This is a genomic window from Pseudomonas cremoris (genome assembly GCF_014230465.1).
Genome location: NZ_JAAXCY010000008.1, coordinates 115,510 through 141,022, shown reverse-complemented (window position 1 = coordinate 141,022; position 25,513 = coordinate 115,510). Strand labels below are relative to the sequence as shown.

At 60.9% G+C, this 25,513-nt stretch carries 21 protein-coding genes; 9 read left to right on the top strand and 12 right to left on the bottom strand.

Annotation, left to right across the window (positions count from 1 at the left end):
* Positions 1 to 60 precede the first annotated feature (60 nt).
* The 9 genes from purU to nadA all read left to right on the top strand — a co-directional run bounded on the left by purU (position 61) and on the right by nadA (position 10,750).
* On the top strand, positions 61 to 927 hold the full coding sequence (gene purU / locus HF257_RS20600; protein ID WP_185708055.1) for a formyltetrahydrofolate deformylase: 867 nt from the start codon (positions 61 to 63) through the stop codon (positions 925 to 927).
* The gene (folD, locus tag HF257_RS20595) at positions 924 to 1,811 is read left to right on the top strand and encodes a bifunctional methylenetetrahydrofolate dehydrogenase/methenyltetrahydrofolate cyclohydrolase FolD (RefSeq protein ID WP_185708053.1); all 888 of its coding nucleotides are present in this window, start codon (positions 924 to 926) and stop codon (positions 1,809 to 1,811) included. The genes purU and folD overlap by 4 nt, the downstream gene beginning before the upstream one ends.
* Positions 1,801 to 3,042 carry an FAD-dependent oxidoreductase gene (locus tag HF257_RS20590; protein ID WP_185708051.1) on the top strand — a complete coding sequence of 414 codons (1,242 nt, stop codon included), beginning with the start codon at positions 1,801 to 1,803 and terminating at the stop codon, positions 3,040 to 3,042. The genes folD and HF257_RS20590 overlap by 11 nt, the downstream gene beginning before the upstream one ends.
* A 12-nt stretch (positions 3,043 to 3,054) precedes the next feature.
* Entirely contained in the window at positions 3,055 to 3,348 is a 294-nt protein-coding gene (locus HF257_RS20585) for a sarcosine oxidase subunit delta (protein ID WP_105695417.1), read from the top strand.
* Positions 3,345 to 6,242: an FAD-dependent oxidoreductase gene (locus HF257_RS20580; protein ID WP_185708049.1), complete on the top strand. Its 2,898-nt coding sequence runs from the start codon at positions 3,345 to 3,347 to the stop codon at positions 6,240 to 6,242. The genes HF257_RS20585 and HF257_RS20580 overlap by 4 nt, the downstream gene beginning before the upstream one ends.
* Before the next feature lie 52 nt (positions 6,243 to 6,294).
* Positions 6,295 to 6,903: a sarcosine oxidase subunit gamma gene (locus tag HF257_RS20575; protein ID WP_233081408.1), complete on the top strand. Its 609-nt coding sequence runs from the start codon at positions 6,295 to 6,297 to the stop codon at positions 6,901 to 6,903.
* 193 nt (positions 6,904 to 7,096) lie between these two features.
* Entirely contained in the window at positions 7,097 to 7,891 is a 795-nt protein-coding gene (locus tag HF257_RS20570; protein ID WP_185708045.1) for an IclR family transcriptional regulator, read from the top strand.
* 276 nt (positions 7,892 to 8,167) lie between these two features.
* Positions 8,168 to 9,454: an OmpP1/FadL family transporter gene (locus HF257_RS20565; RefSeq protein ID WP_185708043.1), complete on the top strand. Its 1,287-nt coding sequence runs from the start codon at positions 8,168 to 8,170 to the stop codon at positions 9,452 to 9,454.
* A 237-nt stretch (positions 9,455 to 9,691) separates the two neighbouring features.
* On the top strand, positions 9,692 to 10,750 hold the full coding sequence (gene nadA, locus HF257_RS20560) for a quinolinate synthase NadA (RefSeq protein ID WP_135289433.1): 1,059 nt from the start codon (positions 9,692 to 9,694) through the stop codon (positions 10,748 to 10,750).
* A gap of 133 nt (positions 10,751 to 10,883) precedes the next feature.
* Here nadA and HF257_RS20555 read toward each other — a convergent pair whose 3' ends face one another.
* The 12 genes from HF257_RS20555 to arcD all read right to left on the bottom strand — a co-directional run bounded on the left by HF257_RS20555 (position 10,884) and on the right by arcD (position 25,387).
* A complete protein-coding gene (locus HF257_RS20555) occupies positions 10,884 to 11,372 on the bottom strand; it encodes an RDD family protein (RefSeq protein WP_185708041.1) in 489 nt (162 codons plus the stop codon).
* Positions 11,373 to 11,465: 93 nt separating this feature from the next.
* Positions 11,466 to 11,678 (bottom strand): cold-shock protein, encoded by a 213-nt coding sequence (locus tag HF257_RS20550; protein WP_034109143.1) that lies wholly within the window; start codon positions 11,676 to 11,678, stop codon positions 11,466 to 11,468.
* 393 nt (positions 11,679 to 12,071) lie between these two features.
* On the bottom strand, positions 12,072 to 13,196 hold the full coding sequence (gene gcvT / locus HF257_RS20545; protein WP_185708039.1) for a glycine cleavage system aminomethyltransferase GcvT: 1,125 nt from the start codon (positions 13,194 to 13,196) through the stop codon (positions 12,072 to 12,074).
* A gap of 39 nt (positions 13,197 to 13,235) precedes the next feature.
* Positions 13,236 to 14,612, bottom strand: coding sequence for an L-serine ammonia-lyase (locus HF257_RS20540; RefSeq protein WP_185708037.1), 1,377 nt, complete (start codon positions 14,610 to 14,612; stop codon positions 13,236 to 13,238).
* 163 nt (positions 14,613 to 14,775) lie between these two features.
* Entirely contained in the window at positions 14,776 to 17,616 is a 2,841-nt protein-coding gene (gene gcvP, locus HF257_RS20535; protein WP_185708035.1) for an aminomethyl-transferring glycine dehydrogenase, read from the bottom strand.
* Between the two features lie 10 nt (positions 17,617 to 17,626).
* Positions 17,627 to 18,010 (bottom strand): glycine cleavage system protein GcvH, encoded by a 384-nt coding sequence (gcvH, locus tag HF257_RS20530; protein ID WP_185708033.1) that lies wholly within the window; start codon positions 18,008 to 18,010, stop codon positions 17,627 to 17,629.
* A gap of 402 nt (positions 18,011 to 18,412) precedes the next feature.
* Positions 18,413 to 19,921 carry a sigma-54-dependent transcriptional regulator gene (locus HF257_RS20525; protein WP_185708031.1) on the bottom strand — a complete coding sequence of 503 codons (1,509 nt, stop codon included), beginning with the start codon at positions 19,919 to 19,921 and terminating at the stop codon, positions 18,413 to 18,415.
* Between the two features lie 213 nt (positions 19,922 to 20,134).
* Positions 20,135 to 20,497: a DUF5064 family protein gene (locus tag HF257_RS20520; protein WP_122488999.1), complete on the bottom strand. Its 363-nt coding sequence runs from the start codon at positions 20,495 to 20,497 to the stop codon at positions 20,135 to 20,137.
* Positions 20,498 to 20,515: 18 nt separating this feature from the next.
* Entirely contained in the window at positions 20,516 to 21,445 is a 930-nt protein-coding gene (gene arcC / locus HF257_RS20515) for a carbamate kinase (RefSeq protein WP_185708029.1), read from the bottom strand.
* A gap of 153 nt (positions 21,446 to 21,598) precedes the next feature.
* On the bottom strand, positions 21,599 to 22,609 hold the full coding sequence (locus HF257_RS20510; RefSeq protein ID WP_185708027.1) for an ornithine carbamoyltransferase: 1,011 nt from the start codon (positions 22,607 to 22,609) through the stop codon (positions 21,599 to 21,601).
* Positions 22,610 to 22,678: 69 nt separating this feature from the next.
* The gene (arcA, locus tag HF257_RS20505) at positions 22,679 to 23,935 is read right to left on the bottom strand and encodes an arginine deiminase (protein ID WP_185708025.1); all 1,257 of its coding nucleotides are present in this window, start codon (positions 23,933 to 23,935) and stop codon (positions 22,679 to 22,681) included.
* A gap of 24 nt (positions 23,936 to 23,959) precedes the next feature.
* On the bottom strand, positions 23,960 to 25,387 hold the full coding sequence (gene arcD, locus HF257_RS20500; RefSeq protein WP_185708023.1) for an arginine-ornithine antiporter: 1,428 nt from the start codon (positions 25,385 to 25,387) through the stop codon (positions 23,960 to 23,962).
* Between the last annotated feature and the right edge of the window lie 126 nt (positions 25,388 to 25,513).

Below are 25,513 nucleotides of genomic sequence, written 5' to 3'. Positions count from 1 at the left end.
TAGATAAAGGGTTTATTGATAAATAAATTCACTTACGAACTTAAAATTGTCAGGCGAAAAATGAACACTTCCAGCGAATCTTTTATACTCACCGTCAGTTGCCCGGCCACCTCGGGCATCGTCGCCGCCGTCACCTCTTACTTGGCGCAGCAGAAGTGCTACATCAGTGAGCTGGCGCAGTTCGACGACGAATATACCGGGCGCTTCTTTCTGCGGGCGGTGTTTCGTTTCAACGCCGGCGTGGTCGGTGATATTGAAGCGCTCAAGCCAGGCTTTGAGCCTGTGGCCCACGAGTTTGACATGACCTGGCAGATCCACGACCGCAGCCGCCCGATGAAGGTGCTGCTGATGGTCAGCAAGTTCGACCATTGCCTGTCCGACCTGCTGTACCGCCGCCATAAGGGCGAGATGGAGATGGAGATCACCGCCATCGTCTCCAACCATAAAGACCTGCGCGCCATGGCTGAGCGCGAAGGCATCCGCTTTATCCACTTGCCGGTGACCAAAGACACCAAGGCCCAGCAAGAGCAGGCGCTGCTCGATGTGGTACGCGAAACGGGTACCGAATTGGTGGTGCTGGCGCGCTACATGCAAATCCTCTCTGACGACCTGTGCAAGCAACTCAGTGGACGCGCGATCAACATTCATCACTCGTTCCTGCCCGGTTTCAAGGGCGCCAAGCCGTATCACCAAGCGTTCGAGCGCGGGGTAAAACTGATCGGCGCCACCGCGCACTACGTGACCTCCGACCTGGACGAAGGCCCGATTATCGAGCAGGAAGTGCAGCGCGTGGACCACGCCTACAAGCCTGAGGACTTGGTGGCCATCGGTCGCGACACCGAAACCGTCGCCTTGTCCAAGGCCGTCAAATATCACCTGGAACACCGCGTGTTCATGAACCACGACCGTACGGTGATCTTTCGATGAACATACCGCACATCATTGATGGGAAGCTGGCCGCACGCGCGGTGCTCGCAGCGGTCAAGCACGAGGTCGAGGTGCTCGGCGCCGAGGGCCTGCAACCGTGTCTGGCCGTGGTGCTTGTAGGTAACGACCCGGCCAGTCGCGTGTACGTGCGCAACAAGGTCGAGCGCTGCGAAGAGGTGGGTATCTGCTCCATGGAGCATCTATTGCCGGCAGATATTGACCAGGCCACGGTGCTGGCGTTGATCGCCGACCTGAATGCCGACCCGTTGGTCAACGGCATTCTGGTGCAGATGCCGTTGCCCAAGCAGATCGACGAAGCGGCGGTGATCCAGGCGATTGACCCGCGCAAGGATGTGGATGGTTTCCACCGCGAAAACGTCGGCGCGTTGACCCTCGGCCAACCGGCGCTGTACCCGTGCACCCCCAGCGGCTGCATGTACCTGCTCAACCAAGTGCTTGGCGACTTGAGCGGCAAGCACGCCGTGGTGGTGGGGCGTTCGAACATCGTCGGCAAGCCGATGGCCGCGCTGCTGCTGCAAGCCCATTGCACGGTGACCGTGTTGCATTCGCGCAGCGTGGATGCGCCGCGCCTGTGCCGCGAAGCCGATATCGTCATCGCCGCCGTTGGCCGCCCGCAGTTGATCACGGCGGACTGGCTCAAAGAGGGCGCCGTGGTGATCGACGTCGGCATCAACCGTATTGCCGAAGCCGACAGAACTCGCCTGGTAGGCGATGTGGACTTCGCCAGCGCCTCGCAAAAAGCCTCTGCCATCACGCCTGTGCCTGGTGGCGTCGGTCCCATGACCATTGCCTTCCTGCTGCAAAACACCGTCCGCGCCCTGCGCCAGCAACTGTCCGTACCTGGAGCCCACCATGCCCTTTAGCCTATTGAAATATGGCTTGTCGTCCGAGTACCCGGTGGAAGTGGATTTGCCGGCGCCCAAGGAACTTAAATCGGCCTATGACGTGGTCATCATCGGCGCCGGCGGCCATGGTCTCGCCACCGCTTACTACCTGGCCAAGTACCACGGCATCACCAACGTGGCCGTGCTGGAAAAGGCCTACCTGGGCGGCGGCAATACCGCACGCAACACGGCGGTGATTCGCTCCAACTACCTGACCTCCGAAGGCGTGCGCTTTTACATCGAATCGGTGCGCATGTTCAAAGAACTGTCCAACGAGTTCGATTTCAACATCATGTACTCCGAGCGCGGGCAACTAACGTTGGCGCACACCGACGCCACGGTGCGTGCGTTTCGCCAGCGCGCGGAAGTGAACAAACACTTTGGCGGACGCTGCGAAATGATCGACCGCCAGCAGATCCGCGAACTGGTGCCGTCCCTTAACCTCGACCCGGGCCATCTGCCCGTGCTCGCCGGGCTCTGGCACGAAGACGGCGCCACCGCGCGCCACGATGCGGTGGCCTGGGGCTACGCCAAGGAAGCGGCCAAGCGCGGCGTGGAAATCCATCAGCTCACCGAAGTGCAAGACTTGGTTATCACCAACGGCCGCATCACTTCCATCAAGACTAATCGCGGCAACATCCAATGTGGCTGTGTGGTGCAGGCGGTGGCCGGTTCCAGTTCGATCCTGCTGAACAAGGCCGGGATCAAGGCGCCGATCCATACCTACCCCTTGCAGGCGATGGTCACCCAGCCGTTCAAGCCATTCCTCGACCCGCTGGTAAGTTCCTCGGCGCTGCACTGCTACGTGCAGCAGACCAGCCGTGGCGAGATCGTCTTCGGCGGCGGCTCCGACCCGTACCCGCTGTACAACTCGCGCTCCACCCTGGACCTCAAGGAAAGCCTGCTAACCGCCGCCATCGAGATGTTCCCGTTCATGGCCAACGCCAAACTGATGCGCCAATGGGGCGGCATGACCGACATGACCCCCGACTACAGCCCGATCATGGGTTTGTCTCCAGTGGAAAATTACTACCTCGACGCCGGCTGGGGCACCTGGGGCTTCAAGGCCACGCCCATCACCGGCAGAACCATGGCCGAACTGGTCGCCAGCGGCGGCAAGGTCCCGGACCTGATCAAACCGTTTGCCCTCGATCGTTTTTCCACCTTCCAGCAAGTCAACGAGATGGGCGCGACAGCGGCCAGCCACTGACGGAGTGCACGTATGAAAATCATGACCTGCCCCCTCAACGGCGCGCGCAACATCAACGAGTTCACCTACGGCGGCGAAGTCAAAAGCATGCCCGACCCTGCCACCTGCTCCACGGCAGAGTGGGCCGACTACGTGTTCAACAGCGAGAACATCGCCGGTGTGGTCACTGAATGGTGGATGCACAACGCGTCCAGCTACTGGTTTATCGCCGTGCGCCACACCGTCACCGACCAGATTCTGCGCACCTTCGACCCCAAGGAAATGTTCACCCGGCGAATCGACTTCGCCACGGAGGCTTCCCAATGACGCGCCTGCCTGCCCCGATGGGCCTGTTGATCGACCGCAACAAGCCTGTGAGTTTTTCCTTTGACGGCCGCCAGTTTCAGGGCTTCAGCGGTGATACCGTCGCCAGCGCCTTGCTGGGTAGCGACCAGTGGCTGATGTCCCGCTCGTTCAAATACCACCGAGCCCGTGGCCCGCTGACCATGGCCGCCCAGGACGCCAATACCCTGGTTCAACTTCCCGATGAACCGAACGTCATCGCCGACCTGCAACCGCTGTTGCCGGGCTTGCAAGTGACCCCGCAAAACATCAGCGGCACGCTGGAGAAAGACAAGGACGCCTACCTGGGCAAGTTCTCCAAGTTCATGCCGGTGGGGTTCTACTACCGCGCGTTCTACAAGCCCAAGGGCATGTGGAAGCGCTGGGAGCCGTTGATTCGCAAGAAAGCAGGCCTGGGTGTACTCGACCTGGAGTTCAAGCCTGAGTACCACGACAAGGCCTTCCTGTTCTTTGATGTGGTAGTCATCGGCAGCGGCCCGGCGGGCCTGAGCGCGGCGCTGACCGCAGCGGACGCCGGCGCCAAGGTGCTGCTGGTCGAACAGCAGCCGGTCCTCGGCGGTGCGCTGACCTATGCGCGCTTCGACCTGGACGCCAACCTGGCCAGCGGCACCCGTGAGCAAATGGTCGGCGCGGCAAGCAATCACCCGAATATCCGCGTGATGACCGACGCCACCTGCAATGCCTGGTTTGCCGATAACTACCTGCCGATCCACCAGGGCAAGCGCATGTACAAGGTGCGGGCGCGCCAGTGCATCGTCGCCAGCGGCGCGTTCGACCAGCCGGTGGTGTTCCGCAACAACGACTTGCCGGGCGTGGTGCTCACCAGTGCGGTGCAGCGCTTGATGCGTCTGTACGCAGTCAAGCCGGGCCAGCGCGCCGTGGTGCTCACCGGCAACGACGACGGCTATCTCGCCGCACTGGATTTGCACGAACAAGGCGTGACCGTTGCCGCCTTGCTCGACATGCGCCCACAGCCGGCGTCACCTGCATTGCTGGCGGCGGTGAAGGCCAAGGGCATCGTGGTGCACCTGGAGCATACGGTGTACGAAGCGCTTACCGACAAGCGCGGCCTGCATGTCACCGGCGTGGATGTGCGCCGCATCGTCGGCCAGGGCCGCGTCGCCGATAACGGGCAGGTGTTGGAATGCGATCTGCTGTGCATGTCCGCGGGCTATATGCCGGTCTATCAACTGCTGTGCCAGGCCGGTGGTGCGCTGAGCTACAACGACACGCGTGCCGCGTTCGCCATCAAGGGCCTGCCGGCCAACTTGCAGATCGCCGGTTCCGTGAATGGGCAGCACGCGTTGGCCAACGTGATCGAAGACGGTCGCTACGCTGCCGCCAACGCCCTGGCGGCACTGGGCCTGGGTGAAGAGCCCGCGCAGGCGCCAGCGGCCGATACTGCACGGGTCAACTTCGACTGGCCGATCTTCGCCCACCCCAAGGGCAAGGAATTCGTCGACTACGATGAAGACCTGCAGGTCCGCGACATCATCAACGCCACCCGCCATGGCTATCGCGATGTGCAGTTGGTCAAGCGCTTCTCCACCGTGGGCATGGGGCCGTCCCAGGGGCGTCACTCCGCTTTGCCGACGGCGCGTTTGGTGGCTGCATCCACTCACCGCAACATCAGCGAAACCGGCGTAACCACTGCGCGTCCGCCGTTCACCGAAGAGAAACTCGCGCTGCTGGCCGGGCGTGGCTTCGACCCTTACCGCCGTACCCCGATGCATGAGCGCCACTTGCAGGCCGGCGCGAAAATGATGCCCGCCGGTATCTGGCAGCGCCCGGCGTTTTACGGCCCGGCCCATGAGCGCGAACGCTGCATGCGTGAAGAGGCCGAGTGCGTGCGCAAGAACGTCGGCCTGATCGACGTCTCCACCCTGGGCGGCCTGGATGTGCGCGGCCCGGACGCGGCTGAACTGCTGGAGCGCATGTACACCTTCGGCTTCAAGAAGCTGGCAGTGGGTCGTACTCGCTATGCGCTGCTGACCAACGAGCAAGGCGTGGTGGGCGATGACGGCGTGGCGTGCCGCCTGGCCGACAACCACTTCTACGTCTCGGCCACCACCAGTGGCGTGGACCGTATCTACCAGCAAATGCTGCAGTGGAATGCGCAGTGGCGCCTGGAGGTGGACGTGGCCAACGTCACCGCAGCCTACGCTGCGGTCAACTTGGCGGGGCCGCAATCGCGCAAGGTGCTGGAGAAAGTCTGCACCGATGTCGACCTCAGCGCCGAAGCCTTCCCTTACCTGGGTGTGCGCGAAGGCACCGTGGCCGGCATTCCCGCGCGCATCCTGCGGGTCGGTTTCGTGGGCGAACTGGGTTATGAAATCCACGTGCCGGCACGCTATGCCGAAGCCCTGTGGGACCTCCTGCTGGAAACCGGCGAACCCTTCGGCATTCGCCCGTTCGGCGTCGAAACCCAACGGCTGCTGCGCCTGGAAAAAGGCCACGTGATCATCAGCCAGGACACCGACGGCATGACCCACCCCGGCGAGATCGACATGCAGTGGGCGATTGCCCGCAAGAAGCCGTTCTTCATCGGCAAGCGCTCGGTGGAAATCCTCGAAGCCCAGCCACTCAAGCGCAAGCTGGTGGGCTTCAAGCTGGACAAGCGCCAACCGCTGCCGTTGGAAGGGCACCTGGTACTCGAAGGTGCCGATATCAGCGGCAACGTCACCTCGTGTGAGTACTCCAGCACCCTGGACGCCATCATCGGCTTGGCCTATGTCGGCGCCAAGCAGGCCGCACCGGGCAGTCAAGTGCCGATCCGTGTGGAAGGCGGCCAGGTCGTCAGCGCCACGGTGGTCGAACTGCCTTTCTATGACCCTGAAAACAAGCGTCAGGAGCTTTGATATGAATAACCTTGAGCGAAGCCCGCTGCACTCGTTGCACGCCGGCGCGGCGATGGTTTCATCCGGTGGCAAGCTGTTCGTAGAGGCCTATGACAGCGACGCGCGTGAATGCGGGCTGGTGGACCTGGCCAACCTGCACCGCGTCGGCTTTCGCGGCACCCAAGCTGCCGACTACTTAGCAGGCCACGGTTTCAGCCTGCCATCGCAGCCCAACACCGCCGTACGCCAGTCGGGCGGCGAGTGGATTGCACGGCTGTCGATGAACGAATATTTTTTGCTCGGCGCCCTCAACGACGGCGGTGAGCGCCTGGCGCAACTGGAAGCCGGGTGGGCACTCAGCCAGCAGACCAACTACTGCCTGCCACGTCAGGACAGCCACACTTGCCTGGCACTGTTTGGTCCGCGTATCAGCGAGATCATGGCCAAGCTCTGCGGCGTTGATTTGAGCGCTTTGGCGTTCGCACCGGGCAGCGTCGCGCAGACTTCGGTGGCGCGGGTCAATGGCATCATCGTCAACACGGGCACGAATGACACACCGTGCTTCCACCTGCTGTTTGATCGGGCATCGGCGCACTACCTCTGGCATGTGTTGATCGATGCAATGCAGGAGTTCGACGGCGCACCGGCAGGCATCAAGGCCCTCCCAGTCTCGCCACGATAACCCTGCTTATGCAGTTCAAATGTGGGAGCGGGCTTGCACGCGAAGGCGGTGGGACAGCCAATGAGTCAACTGACCGATACACCGCCTTCGCGAGCAAGCCCGCTCCCACATTTTTTGATTTGTGTCGGGCCGGACACTGTTATCTTGTCTGGCATTCGGTAGCCAAAAAACATTTTGTAGACGAGAGATGCACATGAGCGAGCAGGACCCCTCAGCCAAAGACCTGGACTACATCGTTCCAGCCCTTCAGCGCGGCCTGCGCATCCTGGAACTGTTCAACTCCGACCAACGCAACCTGAACATGAACGAACTGGCCGAACTCATGGGCGGCAGCGTTTCCTCCATCTACCGCATCGTGCAAACCCTGGCTGCGATGGGCTACCTGCAAAAAGTCGGCAAGAACGGTTACGAGCTTGGGCCTCAGCTCATCTCTCGCGGGTTCACTTACCTGGCCAGCCGCGACATCGTCGACGTGGCCCTGCCGCACCTGAACACCCTGCGCGATCGCACCTCGTTGTCGTGCCACCTGAGCATCCGCGAGCAGCACCACACCCTCTACATCTATCGCTCGTTCGCCCAGCAACGGTTGTCGGTGAATATCCCCATCGGCACCCGCATTCCCTGCCATTGCAACGCCATGGGCAAGATGCTGCTCAGCTCAATGAGCGAAGCGGAACTGGAGTCGCTGTACCAGCACGTGCGTCTCGACGACCACATGACATCCGGCCCCAGGAACTTGCCAGACCTCAAGCTGGCTATCAGCGAAGCCCGCGAGCAAGGCTGGGTACTTAGCCGCTCGGACTACGCTACGGCCATTGCCACCGCGATCCGCGACCATGAGGGCAATGTGGTGGCTGCCATCAACGTGTCTGGACCTGATGCCATGATGGCCGCCGAAGGTGTGCTGGAGCGTACCCGCGACATGCTGCTCGAATGCGCCCGGCAGATTTCCGCCGAGGCCGGCTACCGGCCCGCAGCGCTGGGGTGAAATGAGGCTTGGATGACAGGCCCCCATTGCTGGTTTTCCGGCAGTGGGTTGCTGCTTGCCAGGCACCGCCTTGGCCGGCCAAAGCCTCACGACCGGCGCTCGAAACCGCTCAGTCAGATTGGGGTTGAAAGGTCTGAAACAGCAACGTAAAGCCAGCCAAAGTCTTTGAAATACCTAGGATTGTCCGACAATCCTGTGCATGAAAAACTCTTCATAAACCCGCTTCTCGAACGTTGGTAGCTTCCTCATCGCTGCCCAATAATTCGAGTCCTAATAATGAATAACAAAACTCTTAAAGGCGCCTTGGCGCTTGCCGTTTCACTGGCCTCCACCCCACTGTTCGCCGGTGGTTTCGCGCTCAATGAACAAAGCATCAGTTCAATGGGCACGGGCTATGCCGGCCGTTCTTCTTCTGCCGACGACGCCAGCACGGTGTTCGGCAACCCAGCGGGCATGTCCCGTCTCAAGAAGAATGAAGTGAGCATCGGCGCGACCTACCTCGATGCCAAATCCAACATCAAGGATGCCCATTCGACCCAGTTCGGTGCCGACAACCCAGGCACCGACAAGGGCGACATGGTGCCTGGCATTGCCGTGCCGATGGGCTACCTGGTCACGCCCATCGATGAGCACTGGGCATTCGGCCTGGGGATCTACGCGCCGTTCGGCCTGGTGACCGACTACGAGCACAGCTTCCAGGGCAACGGCTTTGGCAACAAGAGCAAGGTGCAGGTCATCACCGTGCAGCCGACCATCAGCTATGCCTTCAACGACATCGTTTCGGTGGGCTTTGGCCCGACCTTCAACCGCATCAGTGGCGAGTTGGACTCCAACGTCCCCCTCGGTGGTGGCGCGGGTGAAAGCGTCAAGGTCAAGGGCAATGACAACGCCACCGGGTTCAACGCCGGTATCCTCGTGCAGCCTCTGGAGAGCACCCGTTTCGGTGTGACCTACCACTCGCAAGTGGTGTACCACCTCACGGGCAAGACAGACGCTTCTGGCTTGATTTCCAACGCGTTCGATGGCGGCCCGCAGCGTTATGACGCCAGCCTCAACGTGACCACGCCGTCCTCGGTGGATTTCTCGGTCACCCACCAACTCAATGACGATTGGACCCTTTACCTGGGCAGCACCTACACCCGTTGGAGCCAGTTGAAAAAGATCACGATCAACAACGATGGGGTGTCCGACCTCACCGCACAGTTCGGTGGCCTGGGTACGATCACCGAACAACAGCACTGGCATGACACCTGGTCCCACGCGATTGGCGCGTCCTACCGTGTGAACAAGGAGCTGGTGCTGCGTACCGGTTTCTCTGTCGACCAGACGCCTACAAACAATACGGATCGCTCTGTGCGGATTCCTACCGGCGACCGCACCGTATTCAGCCTGGGTGCCGGCTGGACACCGATCGAAAACGTGACGTTTGACGTGGCGTATTCCTACCTCAAGGAAGAACCGATCAAGGTTCATCAGAACCTGAGCCAGGTCGGCCTGACCTACGACGCCAAGTATGAAAACAGCGCCAATGGTTTCGGTGGGTCGGTGACTTACCGCTTCTGATCGCGCCAAGCAGTGAACACAGGGAACCTCAAGTGAGGTTCCCTTTTTTTGTCCGACAGACGCGTCCGCGAATGCTAGATTGGGCTTTTGAATCGATTCGATATTCTGTAGCCTTGCGCAGCTTCACCTTTACCCGTGCTTGATGAACAAAAACACTTCGTCCGGCGGCGCCCGAAGGGCTCCAGAGCCGGTGGTACACTCGACTTTCGCGCAACTGCGCCTGCAGGTCTTGCGAACATGACGCAAATTTCCGAACGCCTTCTGGTTCAAGCCCACCTCGACGCCAAGCAGCCCAAGGCCCTCAGCGCCGACGAAGAGGCGAGCCTGCGTGCCGCCATCGCCGCCGAGCTCAAGGCTCAAGACGCGGTGCTGGTTGCCCACTTCTACTGTGACCCGGTGATCCAGGCCCTGGCCGAGGAAACCGGCGGCTGTGTTTCCGACTCCCTGGAAATGGCCCGCTTCGGCGCCGCCCACCCGGCCAAGACCGTACTGGTCGCCGGCGTGCGCTTCATGGGCGAGACGGCCAAGATCCTCACCCCCGAAAAACGCATCCTCATGCCCACCTTGGAAGCCACGTGCTCCCTGGACCTGGGCTGCCCGGTGGATGAGTTTTCGGCGTTTTGCGACCAGCATCCCGAGCGCACCGTGGTGGTGTACGCCAACACCTCGGCAGCGGTCAAAGCCCGGGCAGATTGGGTGGTGACTTCCAGCTGTGCGCTGGAAATCGTCGAAAGCTTGATGGACAACGGCGAGACCATCATCTGGGGCCCGGACAAGCACCTGGGCACCTACATCCAGCGGCAGACCGGTGCCGACATGCTGCTGTGGGACGGTGCGTGCATCGTCCACGAAGAGTTCAAATCCAAGCAGCTCGAGGACATGAAGGCGTTGTACCCGGACGCAGCGATCCTGGTTCACCCCGAATCCCCGACCTCGGTGATCGAACTGGCGGACGCCGTAGGCTCCACCAGCCAACTGATTGCCGCTGCACAGCGCTTGCCGAACAAGACGTTTATCGTGGCCACCGACCGCGGCATCTTCTACAAGATGCAGCAGCTGTGCCCGGACAAGGTCTTCGTCGAGGCGCCTACCGCCGGCAACGGCGCGGCGTGCCGCAGTTGTGCGCACTGCCCGTGGATGGCGATGAACACGCTGGAGCGCACGTTGCAGTGCCTGCGTGAGGGTAGCAACGAGATATTCGTTGAACCGTCGGTGATTCCGCAGGCGGTAAGGCCGCTTAAGCGGATGTTGGATTTCACCCAGGCTGCGCGCCTCAAGTTGGCTGGCAACGCTTGACTTGAGGTTTGCTCAGTAAAAAATGTGGGAGCTGGCTTGCCTGCGATTGCGGTCTATCAGTCAATGTTGCAGTGACTGGACTGACGCTATCGCAGGCAAGCCAGCTCCCACACTGGTTTTGTTGCGTTCGAACCTACTTCTTCTGCTTCGGGATTCGCACCAACTGCGTATCCGAATAAATGTCATGCCAGCTGCGCTGCTTCTTATCAAACAGCGACCAGACAAATCCCAGCCCCACACACAACCACGACGCAATCGACACCACAAAGCGCAGCAGCGCCTGCCACAGGCTGATGCGTGAGCCGTCGGCGTTCTGCACGCGCACGCCCCACACCTGCATGCCCAGGGTCTGCCCGGAGTGGGTCCAGAACTTGGCGAAGAAACCAAACAGCACGAAGAACAGAATCGTCGATAGCAACGGGTCGCCGTCCAGTGCGCCGGACTCGGTGAGGGTGCGCATCTTCGCTTCGCCCACGAAGGCGATCCACACCAGCTTGTAGATGAACGCGGTGACGATCAGCAGGGCAGTGCACAGCAGGAAGTCATAGAACATCGCTGCCAGGCGACGGCCCAGGCCAACGGCGGGGAATTCGCCTTGGGGGCTCAGCAGGGGTTTGGACATGGCAGGGGTCTCTGGAGAAAAACCCATAGTACGAAATAACGGGCATAAAAAAGCCCCTGATGTCATATCAGGGGCTTTTTGTCGCAGTCGGGATCAGCCTTCTGCTTGTACTTCGTCAGCCTGCATGCCTTTTTGGCCCTGCACGGCTTTGAAGGTGACCTTCTGGCCTTCTTTCAGGCTCTTGAAGCCATTGCCTTGAATAGCGCGGAAATGCACGAACAGATCCGGACCGCTTTCTGGAGTGATAAAACCAAACCCTTTCTCGTCGTTAAACCACTTGACGGTACCGCTCTGACGATCTGACATTTTCTTCTTTCCTTTGACGCTAAAAATTAATGACAGTCTCTTTCACATGAAAGAGTACTGGGCTGGGTTGCAGGAAAGTAAGAGACGTCGAACGGGTTGTAGCACAACTACTTCAGCTACTGCCCAGGTCCAGGTTCAAAGCGACCCATGCAAACACAGTCAGCAAACTCTACGCCAACTAAAGGAGAAAAAACAAGTCCTGCCAAAAGCCCAGGTTTTGCTCGGCTTCATGACACTTCGGTCAACAATCCGGATCTGACTTATTCGATAGCGTTGATCTTTGGTTATAGGTTAATTCGTTAAACAATGACTATCGTCAATGCACTGTTTTATGGCGGTTGCGTTACAGATTAGTGCGCGTAACGCAACCGCGTTACTTATTGGAACAGTCAATCAGCCGCGATAGTAACGTTGCGGTACAAATGGCATTTTACTTACACGAAGTGGCACCTTTTTCCCACGCACCAGCGCTGACACTTCGGTATCCAGCGCGACAAATGCGCTGTCCAGGTAACCCATGGCCAACGGGCCACCCAGGGTCGGGCCAAAGCCACCGCTGCATACGGTGCCGACCACGGTGCCGTGCTCGTCGACAATCTCTGCGCCTTCACGCACTGGGGTGCGCTCTTGTGGCAGCAGGCCGACACGCTTGCGGCTCACACCGGCTTGCTGCTGGGTGAAGATGCGGTCGGCGCCAGGGAAGCCACCGGCACGTGCGCCGTCGGCGCGACGAGCCTTGGAGATCGCCCACAGCAGGCTGGCTTCAATGGGGGTGGTGTCGGCGTTCATGTCGTGGCCGTACAGGCACAGGCCGGCTTCCAGGCGCAGGGAGTCGCGGGCACCCAGGCCGATGGCGTGTACTTCGGTCTCGGCCAGCAGGCTGCGGGCCAGGCTTTCGGCGTTGGCCGCAGGCACGGAGATTTCAAAACCGTCTTCACCGGTGTAGCCCGAACGGCTGACATAGCAGTCCACACCCAGCAAGCGCAGGGTGGCGAACTGCATGAAGGTCATCTTCGTCACTTCCGGCGCCAGGCGTGCCAGCACCTTCACCGCCGCCGGGCCTTGCAGGGCCAGCAGGGCGCGTTCTTCGAACAGTGGTTCGATGCTGCACTGGTCGCCGATATGCTGGCGCAAGTGGGCCAGGTCCTGGTCCTTGCAGGCGGCGTTGACCACCAGGAACAGCTCGTCGTTACCGAGGTTGGCCACCATCAGGTCGTCGAGGATGCCGCCCTGGTCGTTGGTGAACATTGCGTAGCGCTGCATGCCCACTGGCAGGTCGATGATGTCGACGGGCACCAGGGTTTCCAGGGCCTTGGCGGCATTGGCGCCGGTGAGGCGGATCTGGCCCATGTGGGACACATCGAACAGCCCGGCCTGATCACGGGTGTGCAGGTGTTCCTTCATCACGCCCAGCGGGTATTGCACCGGCATGTCGTAGCCGGCGAAGGGCACCATGCGCGCGCCCAGCTCGATGTGCAGCGCATGCAATGGGGTTTTCAACAGGGTTTCGGTGGACATGTTCAGCTCCTGAAAAACGTGCTGGCGCGCCTTGGGGCGTCAGCACTCGATAATGTTGACCGCCAAACCGCCACGGGCGGTTTCCTTGTATTTGCTTTTCATATCGGCGCCGGTCTGGCGCATGGTGCGGATAACCTTGTCGAGGGACACGAAGTGCTGCCCGTCGCCGCGCAAGGCCATGCGCACCGCATTGATCGCTTTCACCGAGCCCATGGCATTGCGCTCGATGCACGGCACCTGCACCAGCCCGCCAATCGGGTCACAGGTCAGGCCGAGGTTGTGTTCCATGCCGATCTCGGCGGCGTTTTCCACTTGGGAAACCGTACCGCCCAATACTTCACACAAGGCGCCAGCCGCCATGGAACAGGCCACGCCAACCTCGCCCTGGCAGCCGACTTCGGCACCGGAAATCGAGGCGTTTTCCTTGTACAGAATGCCGATGGCGGCGGCAGTCAGCAGGAAGCGCACCACGCCGTCTTCGTTCGCGCCGGGGATAAAGCGCATGTAGTAATGCAGCACCGCCGGCACGATCCCGGCCGCACCGTTGGTGGGCGCCGTGACCACGCGCCCGCCGTTGGCGTTTTCTTCATTGACGGCCAGGGCGTAGAGATTGACCCAATCCAGCACCGACAATGGATCACGCAGCGCCGATTCCGGGTGCTTGCACAGTTGCCGATGTAACGCAGCCGCACGCCGCTTGACCTTCAAGCCGCCGGGCAAAATCCCTTCATTGCGACAGCCTGCATCTACGCAGTCCTGCATCACTTGCCAGATTTTCAGCAGCCCGGCGCGGGTTTCAGCCTCGGGGCGCCAGGCACTTTCGTTGGTCAACATGACCTGGCTGATGGACAGCCCGTAGGTCGTGCAATGGTTCAACAAGTCCTTGCCGTGCTTGAACGGGAAGGTCAGCGGCGTGGCATCTTCGACAATGCGGTCGGCGCCTGCTGCGTCTTCATCCACCACAAAACCACCGCCCACCGAATAGTACTCGCGGCTGCGGATTTGAATGTTGGCGGCGTCGAAGGCACGAAAGATCATGCCGTTGGGATGGTAGGCGAGGGGTTTGCGAATCATCGCCAGGTGTTCTTTCTCGTTGAACGCAATGCTGTGTTCGCCGAGCAAATTCAGGCGGCCGTCCTTGCGCATCTGCGCCAGGCGGGCGGCTACGGTTTCGGTATTCACGGTGTCCGGGTGTTCACCTTCCAGGCCCAGCAACACGGCCTTGTCGCTGCCGTGGCCTTTGCCGGTGGCGCCGAGCGATCCATAGAGTTCCACCTTGACGCAGGCGGTGGTGCCCAGCAGGTTGTCACGCTTGAGGCCCTCGACGAATCGAGCGGCGGCGCGCATCGGGCCAACGGTGTGGGAACTGGAGGGGCCGATGCCAATCTTGAACAGGTCGAACACGCTTAAAGACATGAGTTGTTCTCCGGTTTCTTATTATTTTCTGGAAGTCGACTCGGTCAAAGTGTGGGAGCGGGCTTGCTCGCGAATGCAGAGTGTCAGCTTGCATATCGGTAATTGACCCACCGCATTCGCGAGCAAGCCCGCTCCCACATTTTTGACCGAGTGCATCCTCAGGTTATGCGTAGCTCTCGATCGACGGGCACGCGCACACCAGGTTGCGATCACCAAACACATTGTCCACCCGGCCAACCGGCGGCCAGTATTTGCCTTCGATCAACGATGGCACTGGGTACACCGCTTGCTCGCGGGTGTACGGGTGCGTCCACTCGCTCACCAGTTCCGCCGCCGTGTGCGGGGCGTTTTTCAGCGGGTTGTCGTCCTTGTCCAACGTGCCGTTTTCCACCGCGCGAATCTCTTCGCGGATCGCGATCATCGCGTTGCAGAAGCGGTCCAGTTCTTCCTTGGATTCGCTTTCGGTCGGCTCGATCATCAAGGTGCCGGCTACCGGGAACGACATAGTCGGCGCATGGAAACCAAAGTCGATCAGGCGCTTGGCCACGTCATCCACGCTGATTCCGCTGCTGTCTTTCAGCGGGCGCAGATCCAGGATGCATTCGTGGGCCACCAGACCGTTGCTGCCGGTGTAGAGCACGGGGTAGTGCTCTTCCAGGCGACGGGAAATGTAGTTGGCATTCAGGATCGCCAACTGCGAAGCGCGCTTGAGGCCTGCGCCGCCCATCATGCTGATGTACATCCAGGTGATCGGCAAAATGCTCGCGCTGCCGAACGGTGCGGCGCAGACCGCGCCTTCCTTGCGTTCCATGGCCGCGTGGCCCGGCAGGAACGGCGTGAGGTGCGACTTGACGCCAATCGGGCCAACGCCCGGGCCGCCACCGCCGTGGGGGATGCAGAAGGTCTTGTGCAGGTTCAGGTGGGACACGTCGCCGCCGAACTTGCCTGGTGCGCACAGGCCGACCATGGCGTTCATGTTGGCGCCGTCGATGTACACCTGGCCGCCGTTGTCGTGAATGATGCCGCAGATTTCGCGGATGCCTTCTTCGAACACGCCGTGGGTGGACGGGTAGGTGATCATCAGCGCGGCGAGGTGATCGCGGTGCTCGATGGCCTTGGCGCGCAGGTCTTCGATGTCGACGTTGCCACGGGCATCGCACGCGGTGACCACCACGCGCATGCCGGCCATGTTGGCGGTAGCCGGGTTGGTACCGTGGGCCGACGAAGGAATCAGGCAGATGTCGCGACGTTCATCGCCACGGCTCTGGTGATAGGCACGGATCGCCAACAGGCCTGCGTACTCGCCTTGGGACCCGGCGTTCGGTTGCAGGGAGATCGCGTCGTAGCCGGTGGCCGCACACAGCATGGCTTCCAGGTCGGAGGTCAGCTCCAGGTAACCGGCGCTTTGCTCGGCCGGGGCGAACGGGTGCAGGGCGCCGAATTCGGCCCAAGTCACCGGGATCATTTCGCTGGCGGCGTTGAGCTTCATGGTGCACGAGCCCAGCGGGATCATGGTGCGGTCCAGTGCCAGGTCCTTGTCGGCCAGCTTGCGCAGGTAGCGCATCAGCTCGGTTTCGGAGTGATAACGGTTGAACACCGGGTGGCTGAGCACAGGCGACTGGCGCAGCAGCGCGGCCGGCAGGGTGGCGTCTACCTTGGCGGAGAAGCCCGGCAGGGCTTTGTCGCCAGCGAAGATCGCCCACAGGGTTTCGATGTCGGCCTGGGTGGTGGTTTCGTCCACCGACACACCAACACGCTCACTGTCTACCACACGCAGGTTGATGCGCTGGGCGCGGGCCTTGTCGTGCAGGGCGGCGGTGTTGGCGCCGGTGTTGAGGGTGATGGTGTCGAAAAAGTTTTCTTGCTCGACCTTGAAGCCCAGAGTCGTCAGGCCGTTGGCCAGGATCGCGGTGAGCTGGTGCACACGTTGGGCGATCTGGGTCAGGCCTTTGGGTCCGTGGTACACGGCGTACATGCTGGCGATGTTGGCCAACAGCACCTGAGCGGTGCAGATGTTCGACGTGGCTTTTTCGCGACGGATATGTTGCTCGCGGGTTTGCATGGCCAGGCGCAGGGCCGGCTTGCCGAAACGGTCGACAGACACACCCACCAGACGGCCCGGCATGTCGCGCTTGAACGCATCCTTGGTGGAGAAGTACGCCGCGTGCGGGCCACCAAAGCCCAGCGGCACGCCGAAGCGTTGTGCGCTGCCGATGGCGACGTCGGCGCCGAACTCACCCGGTGGGGTCAGCAGGGTCAGGGCCAACAGGTCGGCGGCTACGGCCACCAGGGCGTTGGCAGCGTGGAAGCGTTCGGTCAATGCGCGGTAGTCGAATACATCACCGTTGCTGGCCGGGTATTGCAGCAGGGCGCCGAAGAACGGGCTGACGTCGGTCAACTCGCGTTCATCGCCTACGACTACGTCAATGCCCAACGGCTCGGCACGGGTGCGCAGCACGTCGAGGGTTTGCGGGTGGCTGTGGACCGAGGCGAAGAAGGCGTTGCTGCCCTTGTTCTTGCTCAGGCGTTTGCAGAAGGTCATGGCCTCGGCAGCGGCGGTGGCTTCGTCGAGCAGGGAAGCGTTGGCGATCGGCAGGCCAGTGAGGTCGCTGATCAGGGTCTGGAAGTTCAGCAGCGCTTCCAGGCGGCCTTGGGAAATTTCTGGCTGGTACGGGGTGTAGGCGGTGTACCAAGCCGGGTTTTCCAGCAGGTTGCGCAGGATCGGCGACGGCGTGTGGCAGTTGTAGTAGCCCTGGCCGATGTAGGTCTTGAACAGCTGGTTCTTGCCGGCGATGGCCTTGATCTTGGCCAGGGCATCGGCTTCGCTCAGGCCGTCTTCCAGGCCGAGCACGCTGGTGCCCTTGATGCTTTCCGGGATCACGCTGGCGCTCAGGGCTTCCAGGGAATCGAAACCCAGGCTGGCGAGCATCTGCTGCTCATCTTCTTGGCGTGGGCCGATGTGGCGGGCGATGAATTCGTTGGCGGTGGTCAGTTGAACGGTCATTGCGCGCTCCTCAAGCTTCAGCGTTGGCTTTGATCAGGCGGTCGTACGCGTCCTGATCCAACAGTTTAGCCACCGCCTCGGCATCGGCCGGTTTAAAGCGGAAGAACCAGCCTTCGCCCATCGGGTCTTCGTTGACCAGTTCCGGGCTGTCGCTGAGCTTGTCGTTCACTTCCAGCACTTCGCCGGTCAGGGGCATGTACACGCCGCTGGCGGCCTTCACCGATTCCACGGTGGACGCTTCGGCGCCCTTGTCGTAGGCCTGCAACTCCGGCAGTTGCACGAAAACCACATCACCCAGCGCGTTCTGCGCGAAAGCGGTGATACCCACGGTGACGCTGCCGTCAGCTTCGGCGCGCAGCCATTCGTGATCTTCAGTGAAACGCAACTCGCTCATGGAAACTCCTCGGGGCCAGATTCGTCTGGTGGACGGAATAATGGGGAGTTGCTTAGCAAAATCGCGGCCAAGGTTGTTAAACCCTTTAAAATCAATGGTTTGGTGAAAATGGTTATAGGCTTATGCCCAAGGTCTGTAGCGATTTCGCTACAGTTGAGCGCGCGAAAAAAAGCCTATGTGGATCAAAGCCTTGCATGGCGCGCAAAAAACAAGGCTGTAGCGATATCGTTACGCTGTAGCGCTTTCAGTACAGCCGATGTCGTTCCTGGACCAAAACTTGGAATGCGATCCCTGTGGGAGCGGGCTTGCTCGCGAATGCGTTGCATCAGTCACAGATGTAATAGCTGACACACCGCCTTCGCGAGCAAGCCCGCTCCCACATTTTGATCTGCGTTTTGGCAGTTAAGGCTTGTTGGGAATGCCGTACTTGCGCAGGCGATGGGCGATGGCGGTGTGGGAGGTTTGCAAGCGGCTGGCCAGTTGGCGAGTCGAGGGGTAGCTGGCGTAGAGCTTTTCCAGCAGGCTGCGTTCGAAGTCTTCCACGGCCTGTTCCAGGCTATCGACTTCGTTGTCGCTTTGGCGCGCCACCGAGGTGCCGGCGATGTCCAGGTCGCCGATGTCCACCAGGTTGCTTTCGCAGATCGCGGCGGCGCGGAAGATCACGTTTTGCAATTGCCGCACATTGCCCGGCCACGGGTTGCCCAGCAGTGCCGGGTAGGTGCCCGGCGCGAGGCGGCAGACCGGGCGCTGGATCTGCGCGCAGGCTTGCTGCATGAAATAGCGGGCCAACAGCAGGATGTCCTGGCCACGTTGGCGCAGGGGGGGCACTTCGACGTTGAGCACGTTAAGGCGGTAGAACAAGTCTTCTCGGAAGGTGCCTTCGCTGACCATCTTTTCCAGGTCGCGGTGGGTAGCGCTGAGGATGCGCACGTTGACCTTCACTTCACGGTCGCCACCGACACGGCGGAAGCTGCCGTCATTGAGAAAACGCAGCAGCTTGGCCTGCAGGTACGGCGACATTTCGCCGATCTCATCGAGGAACACTGTGCCTTGGTTGGCCAACTCCATCAGCCCCGGCTTGCCGCCGCGTTGGGCGCCGGTGAACGCGCCGGGCGCATAACCGAACAACTCGCTTTCGGCGAGGTTCTCTGGCAACGCCGCGCAGTTCAACGCCAGGAACGGTGCGCTGTGGCGTGCACTGATGGCATGGCAGGCCCGCGCGACCAGCTCTTTACCGGTGCCGGTTTCGCCTTGAATCAACAGCGGCGCATCCAGCGCGGCTACCCGCTGCGCACGCGCCTTGAGGGTGCGGATCACGGGGGATTCGCCCAGCAGGGCATCAAACCCTTCGGCATGGTCGTGGTGCAGCGCCGACAGTTGTTCGCCGATGCGGTTGGGTGGGTACAAGGTCAGTAGGGCGCCGGCGTCGGTGATCGGCGTGGCGTCCAGCAGCAGGGTCTGGCCGTTGACGCTGATCTCGCGCAGCGGCAGGCGAAAACCCTGTTCCAGCAAGGTGTCCAGCAGCGCCGGGTCGTTGAACAGTTCGCTGATGCTTTCCCCAGCCGGTTCGCGACCGTACAGCGCGATCAGCGCCGGGTTGGCCAGCAGGATCTTGCCTGCGCTGTCCAGCGCCAGTACAGGGTCGGTCATCGCGGCCAGCAGGGCGTCGAGTTGCAGGTGACGGCGTTGGCCGGGGAGGATGTCGACTACCGTCACCGCTTGTACGCCGTGCACGCTGAACAGTGCGTCACGCAGCTCTTCGAGCACGTCGGCACTCAGGGTTGGCGCGTCGATATAGACGTTGGGCGGCACCATTTCCACCGCATCCAGGTTGAGATTGCGCCCACCGAGCAGGGCCAGGACTTCCTGGGTGATGCCGACGCGGTCGATGAAGCTGACGTGGATACGCATGGGGCGATTAGCAATTCTGGAGAGCAGAGGCGGCAAGTATGCCTTGGAGCGCGGGTAGAGGTGAAATCTCACATTGGGTGAAGATCCAAATGTGGGAGCGGGCTTGCTCGCGAATGCGGTGGGTCAGTTGATAAATCAAGTGACTGACCCACCGCATTCGCGAGCAAGCCCGCTCCCACACAAGCCCGCTCCCACAGGGGGATTGCGGTGTTCTTATTCCAGGTGCTCAGGCTTGATCGGATCGCCTGATTTCACATCCAACTGATGCCGCACATCCTCGAACATCAAGTCGTACTGCTTGTGCATCGAGCCGTTCAGCACCGCAATTTTCGGCATGCCGTACTTCTGCGCGATGTTCATCGCATGCCGTGCAAAGTCGAACGCCTGGTCCTTGGGTAAAAAGAACTCTTCCTTGAGGTCCTTGCCCTGTACCGAGCCATGCAGTTTGAACAGCATTCCCTTGCCTTCCTTGGGGTCCTGGCTGACTTCGTAGTCGATGCACAGGTTGTAGCTGTAGTCCTGGGCATTGAGCGCATGACGTTCGACGTGCAAGTGTCCCGGTTCAAAGGTGGCCATAGGCGTCTCTCCTCGACTTTACAGATAGGTGATGCCAGGTTTTGCCGTGCTGATGCGCGTGCCGGCGCTGCCCTGGACGATGGCTTCGATGTCCGAGAGTGAACCGATGACCGCCGTTTTGCCAGTCTTGCGGGCGAACTCGCAGGCGGCTTGCACCTTGGGGCCCATGGAGCCGGCGGCGAAGCCGAGTTTTTCGATTTCGTCCGGGTGAGCCTGGCCGATGGCTTTCTGGGTTGGCTTGCCGTAGTCGATAAAGGCGGCGTTGACGTCGGTGGCGATGACCAGCAAATCGGCGTCCAGTTGGGTGGCCAGCAGCGACGAACACAGGTCCTTGTCGATCACGGCCTCGATGCCTTTGAGCTTGCCGTCTTCGCCGTACATGGTCGGGATGCCGCCACCGCCGGCGCAGATCACGATGCTGCTTTTTTCCAGCAGCCACTTGATCGGGCGGATTTCAAAGATGCGTTTTGGCCGTGGGCTGGCAACGACGCGGCGGTATTTATCGCCGTCCGGGGCAATGGCCCAGCCTTTTTCAGCGGCGAGTTTTTCCGCTTCGGCCTTGGAGTACACCGGGCCGATAGGCTTGGTGGGGTTCTTGAAGGCGGGGTCGTTGGCGTCCACTTCGACTTGGGTAAGCAGGGTGGCGAACGGTACTTCGAAGTCCAGCAGGTTGCCCAACTCTTGTTCGATGATGTAGCCGATCATGCCTTCGGTTTCGGCGCCGAGCACGTCCAGCGGGTAAGGCGACACCTGGGTGTAGGCCGCCGCCTGCAATGACAGCAGGCCGACTTGCGGACCATTGCCGTGGGCGATCACCAGTTCGTTGCCGGCGTGGATCTTGGCGATCTGTTCGGTAGCGATCCGGATATTGGCGCGTTGGTTGTCCGCTGTCATGGGTTCACCACGGCGGAGCAGGGCGTTACCGCCCAGTGCAACGACGATACGCATACAGAGTGTCCTTCTGAAATTCATCGTTGTGAACACAGGACCAATGTGGGAGCGGGCTTGCTCACGAAAGCGGTGTATCAGTTGATACATGTGCTGACTGACACACCGCATTCGCGAGCAAGCCCGCTCCCACAGTTGACCGCATTCCTTCAGTTACAAATCGGCGAGGGTAGAGACCAAGATCGCCTTGATGGTGTGCATGCGGTTTTCCGCTTGCTCAAAGGCGATACACGCCGGCGACTCGAACACGTCGTCCGTCACTTCAATGCCATTGGCCAGGTGCGGATACTGCTCGGCGATCTGCTTGCCGACCTTGGTGTCGCTGTTGTGGAACGCCGGCAAGCAGTGCATGAACTTGGTGCGCGGGTTGCCGGTGGCTTTCATCAGCTCGGCGTTCACTTGGTACGGCAGCAGTTGCTCGATCCGCTCGGCCCAGGCTTCCACCGGCTCGCCCATCGATACCCACACGTCGGTGTGGATGAAGTCCACGCCTTTGACTGCCGCTTTCGGGTCTTCGGTGAGGGTGATGCGCGCGCCGCTTTCTTCCGCGTATTTTTTGCAGCGGCCCACCAGGTCATCGTGAGGCCACAGGGCTTTTGGCGCGCAGATACGCACGTCCATGCCGAGCTTGGAACCCACCAGCAACAGCGAGTTACCCATGTTGTTGCGCGCATCGCCCAGGTAGGCGTAGCTGATGTCGTGGATCGGCTTGTCGGCGTGTTCACGCATGGTCAGCACGTCGGCGATCATCTGGGTGGGGTGATATTCATCGGTCAGGCCGTTGAACACCGGCACGCCAGCGAACTTGGCCAGTTCCTCGACGATCTCCTGCTTGAAGCCACGGTATTCGATAGCGTCGTACATACGCCCAAGTACGCGGGCGGTGTCTTTCATGCTTTCTTTGTGGCCGATCTGCGAGGAGCCCGGGTCGATATAGGTGACGTTGGCGCCCTGGTCATAGGCCGCGACTTCGAAGGCGCAACGGGTGCGGGTCGAGGTTTTTTCGAAGATCAGCGCAATGTTGTTGCCCTTGAGGTGCTGCTGTTCGGTGCCGGTGTACTTGGCACGCTTGAGGTCGCGGGACAGGTCGAGCAGGTAGCGCAGCTCGCGCGGGGTGTGGTGTTCCAGGCTGAGCAGGCTGCGGTTGTGGATGTTGAACGCCATGATGATTCTCCTTGGATTCGGTAATCGGCCCGGGCGGCTTCGGGTGGAAGCCGCCGGGTGGATGGTCGCTTAGTAGTCGATAGGGTCGCGGATGATCGGGCAGGTCATGCAGTGGCCGCCGCCACGGCCACGGCCGAGTTCACCGGCGCTGATGGTGATCACTTCCACGCCGGCCTTGCGCAGCAGGGTGTTGGTGTAGGTGTTGCGGTCGTAACCGATCACCACGCCAGGCTCCACGGCCACCACGTTGTTGCCGTCGTCCCACTGCTCGCGCTCGGCGGCAAACGCATTGCCGCCGGTTTCTACTACGCGCAGGGCCTTGAGGCCGAGGGCGGCGGCGACGGTGTCGAGGAAGTTGGTTTTCTCGCGTTGGATGTCGATGCCGTGCGGCTTGCTTTCGTCAGGGCGCAGGGTGAACGCGACGATCTGGTTGACCACTTCGGGGAAGATGGTCACGAGGTCGCGGTCGCAGAAGCTGAACACGGTGTCCAGGTGCATCGCGGCGCGGGATTTCGGCAGGCCGGCGACGATCACCTTCTCTACTGCCTTGTTCTTGAACAGGTTGCGCGCCAGTTGGCCGATCGCCTGGTGGGACGAGCGCTCGCCCATGCCGATCAGGACCACACCGTTGCCGATTGGCATCACGTCACCGCCTTCCAGGGTGGAGGCGCCGTGTTCCTGGTCGGGGTCGCCGTACCAGATCTGGAAGTCTGCGTTGGTGAACTCGGGGTGGAATTTGTAGATGGCGGTGGTCAGCAGGGTTTCCTGACGTCGCGCCGGCCAGTACATCGGGTTCAGCGTTACGCCGCCGTAGATCCAGCAGGTGGTGTCACGGGTGAACTGGGTGTTCGGCAGCGGCGGCAGGATGAAGCTGGCGTGGCCGAGGAAGTCACGGAACATCTCGATGGCCTTGCCGCCGAATTGGCTCGGCAGGTCATCGGCCGATACACCACCGATCAAAAACTCGGCGGTCTTGCGGGGTTCCAGGCTGCGCAGCCAGGAGCTGACTTCGTTGACCAAGCCCAGGCCAACGGTGTTGGCAGTGATCTTGCGCTCCAGGATCCAGTCCAGTGCTTCGGGGATGGCGACGATGTCGGTGAGCAGGTTGTGCATTTCCAGCACATCAATATCCCGCTCGCGCATCTTGGTCACGAAGTCGAAATGGTCGCGCTTGGCCTGGGCCACCCACAGCACGTCATCGAACAGCAGTTCATCGCAGTTGTTGGGCGTCAGCCGCTGGTGGGCCAAGCCTGGGGAGCACACCATGACTTTGCGCAGTTTGCCGGCTTCGGAATGTACGCCGTACTTCACTTTTTCCGTGGTCATTACAGATCCTCCAATAAACACAAGTTACAAGGTCAGGAAACCGTCGTAGAGCCCATAGGCCGCCACCAGGGCGCCAATGACCACTGCGGCGAAAATCAGCTTCTCGACGTTGGTGAAAATCGGTTTGCCCAGTTCACGCTTGGCCTTGGCGAACAGGATCGCGCCGGGGGCGTAGAGCAGGGCGGAGAGCAGCAGGTACTTGGTGCCACCGGCGTAAAGCAGCCAGATCGCATAGATCAGAGCGATGGCGCCGATGAACAGGTCTTTCTTACGCTCGGCCAACGCGGCTTCGTAGGTTTCACCACGCACCGCCAGCAACAGGGCGTAGGCCGCCGACCACAGGTAAGGCACCAGGATCATCGAGGTGGCGAGGTAGATCAGCGACAGGTAAGTGCTGGCGGAAAACAGCGTGATCACCAGGAACAGCTGCACCATGGCGTTGGTCAGCCACAGGGCGTTGACCGGCACGTGGTTGGCGTTCTCCTTGCGCAGGAACTCTGGCATGGTGTGGTCCTTGGCGGCGGCGAACATGATCTCCGCACACAGCAGCACCCACGACAGCAGCGCACCCAGCAAGGAAATGATCAAGCCGACGCTGATCAGCACCGCACCCCAGTGGCCCACTACGTGTTCCAGTACGGCAGCCATCGACGGGTTTTGCAGCTTGGCCAGTTCCGGTTGGGTCATGATCCCCAGGGACAGCACGTTCACCAGCATCAGGAACAGCAGCACGGTGATAAAGCCGATGACCGTGGCTTTACCCACGTCGGAGCGTTTCTCCGCGCGGGACGAGAAGATGCTGGCGCCCTCGATACCGATGAACACCCACACGGTGACCAGCATCATGTTGCGCACCTGGTTCATCACACTGCCCAGGTCCGGGTTTTTCACGCCCCAGATGTCAGCGGTGAAGATCTCCAGCTTGAACGCGAACAGCGCGATCAACACGAACAGAACCAGCGGCACGACCTTGGCGACAGTAGTCACCAGGTTGATGAACGCCGCTTCCTTGATCCCGCGCAGCACCAGAAAGTGCACGGCCCACAACAGCACCGACGCACCAATCACGGCTGCCGGCGTGTTGCCTTCGCCAAAGATCGGAAAGAAGTAGCCGAGGGTGCTGAACAGCAAAACGAAGTAACCGACGTTGCCCAGCCAGGCACTGATCCAGTAGCCCCAGGCCGATGAGAAGCCCATGTAATCGCCGAAACCGGCCTTGGCGTAGGCGTAGACACCGCCATCGAGGTCGGGCTTGCGGTTGGCGAGGGTCTGGAACACGAAAGCGAGGGTCAACATGCCGATGGCGGTAATGACCCAACCAATCAATACCGCGCCAACATCGGCGCTGGCCGCCATGTTTTGTGGCAGTGAGAAGATCCCGCCACCAATCATCGAGCCCACGACAAGTGCAACCAGTGCACCAAGCCTAAGTTTTCCGGGAGTTTCAGACATTGCGTGACTCCAATGCAGGAGAAGAGAGACCACAGAATAATTCCGTGCGCTATTCAAACAGCTGACTCAGATCACTTCATTGGCACATTCCATTGTGAATTAATGACTTAGGTTGAAAACTCGCGG